This window comes from Nostoc sp. UIC 10607 (assembly GCF_047228265.1).
Taxonomy (GTDB): domain Bacteria; phylum Cyanobacteriota; class Cyanobacteriia; order Cyanobacteriales; family Nostocaceae; genus Nostoc; species Nostoc foliaceum_A.
In genome coordinates this window covers 1-497 of record NZ_JBIQNW010000242.1, presented here as the reverse complement: position 1 = coordinate 497, position 497 = coordinate 1, and the positions used below count along the sequence as shown (strand labels likewise).

The window sequence follows — 497 nt, the reverse complement described above, 5'->3', positions numbered from 1 at the left end:
TCAAGAAAATACCACCATTGAGAAGCTTTATCCCGTAAAGAACGTAAAAGCTGTCCGGCTTTTGCTCCTGCCTTGTCAATCCACTGATTGAGCGTTTGTTGTAACTTAGATTTAAATTGATTTACCCAGTCGTTGTAACTGGTGGAGTCAAGAGTTTCAAACCATTGAGCGTAATTTTTAAAGGCTTCATCAATTAAATCAACAAAAGCTTCCCCAATAGCCTGGTTGTGAAGACCTGGAAGTTGAATTAATTTTTTAAAGTGACGGCGTAGATGAGCCAAACATTTCTGTTGGGCAAAAACTGGATAGCCATTGTAAACACTAAAATCATCGCTGCTAAGTACCCCTGTATATTTAGCCCCTAAAATTGTTTCTAATTCGGATCGTGAGCGAGTATCAGCTGCTGTAAATAAGCAGAAGTCTGAATTAGCAACTACCCACAACCATTCTTTGATTCCTATGACTGACCAAGGTGTTTCATCCACATGAATGTTAGG

The 497-nt window shown here is 39.2% G+C and carries 1 protein-coding gene; it reads right to left on the bottom strand.

What is annotated here, in order from left to right; genetic code table 11:
- On the bottom strand, positions 1 to 497 hold a 497-nt coding region (locus tag ACEYW6_RS36610; RefSeq protein ID WP_412983667.1), incomplete at both ends, for an IS66 family transposase.